This is a genomic window from Burkholderia sp. Ac-20392 (genome assembly GCF_017104585.1).
Taxonomy (GTDB): domain Bacteria; phylum Pseudomonadota; class Gammaproteobacteria; order Burkholderiales; family Burkholderiaceae; genus Burkholderia; species Burkholderia lata.
Window position 1 is genome coordinate 1 of sequence record NZ_JAAGPB010000691.1, and the last position, 3348, is coordinate 3348.

At 69.0% G+C, this 3348-nt stretch carries 3 protein-coding genes; all 3 read left to right on the forward strand.

Going from position 1 to position 3348, the window contains the following annotated elements; all coding sequences use genetic code 11:
* A partial coding sequence (locus tag G3N99_RS36870) for a TonB-dependent receptor (RefSeq protein ID WP_241012040.1) occupies window positions 1-1607 on the forward strand: 1607 nt, incomplete at its 5' end.
* Window positions 1608-1636: 29 nt separating this feature from the next.
* Window positions 1637-2404, forward strand: coding sequence for an ABC transporter ATP-binding protein (locus G3N99_RS36875; protein WP_206124821.1), 768 nt, complete (start codon window positions 1637-1639; stop codon window positions 2402-2404).
* Window positions 2401-3348, forward strand: a 948-nt coding sequence (locus G3N99_RS36880; protein ID WP_206124820.1) for an ABC transporter substrate-binding protein, incomplete at its 3' end; no start/stop codon positions are given. The genes G3N99_RS36875 and G3N99_RS36880, both read left to right, overlap by 4 nt.

Here is a 3348-nt window from a genome sequence, read left to right on the forward strand (position 1 = left end):
GAAAAACCGCCCAGATCCACACCGAGATATACACGCTTTCCCTACCGCACGCTCTTCCGTTCTCCGCGTTCGATACGACGGGCGCGCTCGGCCCGCAACTGTCGTATCGCTTCCATGCGAGCGATGCGCGCGCGAACGGTCTCGCCGAGCGGGCCGATACGCATACGACGGCCGTCGGCGGCGCGCTGAAATTCGACGTGAGCCCGAAGCTCACGCTGACGCTCGACTTCGATTACGGCCGCCAGATGCCGGCGACCTACTATGGCGTGCCGGCGCCGAACGGCGTGCTCGATCCGTCGCTGCGCAAGCTCAACTACAACGTGGGCGATGCGACGATTTCGTACTACGACCAGTGGACGCGCCTGTCGGCCAGCTACCGGCCGACGGCCGGCGTGACGATCGACAACCAGCTCTACTACCTGACGTCGAATCGCCACTGGCGCAATGCGGAATCGTATGCGCTCGATGCCGCGACGGGCCTCGTCACGCGCGGCGACTATCTCGACATCGGCCATCACCAGCGGCAGATCGGCGATCGGCTGAGTGCACGCTTCGACGGTACGCTGTTCGGCCGTGCGAACCGCTTCGTCGTCGGCACGGAATTCAGCCAGATCACGTTCAGCGGGACCAACAATTCGCCGTACGGCGGCGAATCGACGGTGCCCGCGTACGGTTTCGATCCCGGCGTGTTCACGAGCTCCGACCCGACGGTGCCGCAGTTCAGCACGCGGGCGCGGCAGGCCGCGGCGTTCGCCGAGAACCGGCTCGAAGTGCTGCCGCGGCTTGCGTGGGTGAGCGGCCTGCGCTACGACCACATCGCGTTCAGCCGCGAGCAGGCGGCGACCGGCGCGGGCTTCGACAAGCGTTTCGCGAACGTCGGCTGGCGCACGGGCTTCGTGTTCGAAGTCGCGCCGACGTTCAGCGCGTATGCGCAGTACACGACGGGTGCTGAGGGCCTCGGTTCGCTCGTGACGCTGTCCGCGTCGCAGGCGAACTACCGGCTCGCGACCGGCGAACAGTGGGAAGCCGGCGTCAAGCAGACGCTGCTCGACGGCCGCGCGTACTGGACGTTTGCCGTGTACGACATCACGAAGCGCAACCTGCTGAGCACCGATCCGTTGAATCCCGCGCTGCGCCAGCAGGTCGGCCGGCAATCGTCGCGCGGCATCGAGCTGACGGGCGGCGCGCGGCTGCCGCACGGCTGGACGCTCGATGCGAACGTCGCGCTGCTGCGCGCGCGCTATGACGAGTTCAACCAGAAGGTCGGCAGCGCGACGGTGTCGCGCGCCGGCAATGCGCCGGCCAACGTGCCGCAGCAGACGGCGAACCTGTGGCTCGGCTGGGCGTTTGCCGAGCGCTGGCAGGCGAACGCGGGCGTGCGATACGTCGGCGCGACGTACGGCGACGACGCGAACCGCGTGCAAGTGCCGTCGTACACGGTGTTCGATGCGTCGCTGCGCTGGCAGCCGACGTCGCGCACCGAGCTGGCGCTGTACCTGCGCAATCTCGCGAATCGCACGTATGCGGTGACGACGTCGAACGGCGGCGAGCAATGGCTGCTCGGTCCGTCGCGCTCGGCGGAGCTCGTCGCGACGATGCGCTTCTAGTGCGGCGCGACGAGCCTCCCGTGACGCACATGCTCGACATCGAACGCGTGAGCTGGTCGCCCGGCGGCGCGATCACCGTGCTCGATTCGGTGACGCTGAGCGTGGCCGAAGGCGAGTTCGTCGGGCTGGTCGGCCCGAACGGCAGCGGCAAGACGAGCCTGCTGCGCTGCGTGTTCCGTTACGCGCGGCCCGACGCCGGCCACGTCGCGCTCGATGCGCAGGACGTGTGGCGCATGCGGCCGCGCGCGGTCGCGCAGCGCATCGCGGTGCTGCAGCAGGAGACGCCGGACGATTTCGGGCTGACGGTCGACGAACTGGTCGGCATGGGGCGCACGCCGCATCAGCGGCCGTTCGATGCGGAGACGGCGGACGATCGCCGGATCGTCGAATCCGCGCTGCACGACGTTGGCCTCGTCGAGCGCCGTGCGCAACGCTTCGCGTCGCTGTCGGGCGGCGAGAAGCAGCGCGCGCTGCTGGCCCGCGCGCTTGCGCAGCAGCCCGAACTGCTGTTGCTCGACGAACCGACCAACCATCTCGACTTGCGCCATCAGCTCGAACTGCTCGCGCGCGTGCGGCGCCTCGGCATCGCGACGCTCGCCACGATTCACGACCTCAATCTCGCGGCCGCGTATTGCGACCGGCTCCACGTGCTCGCGCATGGCAGGGTCGTCGCATCGGGCGCGCCGGCCGACGTACTGACCGAAGCGCTGCTGCGCGACGTGTTCGGCGTCGCCGCGCTCGTCGATCGCCATCCCGTCACGGGCCGGCCGCGCATTACGCCGCTTCATCCGGAATGACCACCATGCCGTTTCCTGTCTTGTCCTCCGTTGTGTCGTCCGCGTTGTCATCCCTGTCGCGCCGGCTGGTTGCCGCGACCGTGCTCGGCTGCACGGCCGCTCAGGCGGGGGCCTATCCCGTCACCGTGCGCAGTTGCGATCGCGACGTGACGTTCGAGCGCGCGCCGACGCGTGCGGTGAGCAACGACGTGAACCTGACCGAGATGATGCTCGTGCTCGGCCTGAAAGACCGGCTCGTCGGCTACACCGGCATCGGCGGCTGGAAGACGGGCACCGCACGTGTGCGCGATGCGCTGCGCGGCGTGCCCGAACTGGCCAGCCAGTATCCGTCGCTCGAGGTGCTGGCGGCCGCGCGCGCCGACTTCTATCTCGCGGGCTGGAACTACGGGATGCATGTCGGCGGCGCGGTGACGCCCGCGACGCTCGCGCCATTCGGTATCCGTACGTACGAGCTGACCGAATCGTGCTCGCACGTGATGAAGCAGTCGGCGGCCTCGTTCGACGACGTGTTCCGCGACCTGAACAATCTCGGCCGGATCTTCGGCGTCGACGCGCGCGCCGCGCAGGTCGTCGCCGCGATGCGTGCGCGTCTCGCGGCAGTGTCGCGCACGATCGGGCATCCGGAACCGCTGCGCGTGTTCGTCTACGACAGCGGCACCGACAAGCCGATGACGGCCGGCGGGCTCGCGATGCCGACCGCGCTGCTGACGGCGGCCGGGGCGCGCAACGTGATGGCCGACCTGTCGCGCAGCTGGACGCAGGTGAGCTGGGAAAGCGTGGTGGCGCGCGATCCGCAGGTGATCGTGATCGTCGACTACTCGGCCGTGACGGCCGCGCAGAAGCAGCAGTTCCTGCTGAGTCAGCCGTCGCTCGCACGCGTGGCCGCGATCCGCGACCGGCGCTTCATCGTGATTCCGTACGATGCGGCGACGCCGGGCCCCGAG